The sequence below is a fragment of the Larkinella soli genome, assembly GCF_003703975.1.
GTDB lineage: Bacteria > Bacteroidota > Bacteroidia > Cytophagales > Spirosomataceae > Larkinella > Larkinella soli.
Map to the genome: position 1 here is coordinate 1 of NZ_QTJY01000070.1, position 466 is coordinate 466.

Annotated in this window: 1 protein-coding gene; it reads left to right on the plus strand. The window is 52.1% G+C overall.

Annotated features, from left to right (window positions below):
* Positions 1-50: 50 nt before the first annotated feature.
* A partial coding sequence (locus DX909_RS29355) for a helix-turn-helix domain-containing protein (RefSeq protein WP_164851465.1) occupies positions 51-466 on the plus strand: 416 nt, incomplete at its 3' end.

A 466-nucleotide genomic window follows, 5' to 3' on the forward strand; every position in this document is an offset into this window, starting at 1 on the left:
CTAGTGCATGTCCAAATTAAAGATTAGAAGCGCATTGGTTATCTTTGGCAATGAGCCAACCCCTACCAGCTTTCGTCTTATCGGACGCCAACCAGGATAGCCTGACCCAACTGCTGACTAAAGGTAAAGAGTCTGTCCGCAAGTTGAACCGGGCTCGGGTGTTACAATTCCTTCACCAGGGCCAGCGCCCTGATCAAATTAGCACTTTGCTGGGAGTATGCCCCGCTACGGTCTACAACATCCGCAAACGCTATCTGGAGGAGGGCTTAGAGCGTGCCCTAACCGAAAAAGCACGCACGGGCCAACCGCGCAAGGTCACCCACCGTGTGGAGGCTGAGATTACTGCCATTGCTTGTAGTGAGGCTCCCGATGGTTCAGCCCGCTGGACGGCTACCCTGATCAATCAGCAGTTGATCAAGCTCGACATTCATGTCCATGATGAATCTGTGCGTTTAGCTCTAAAAAA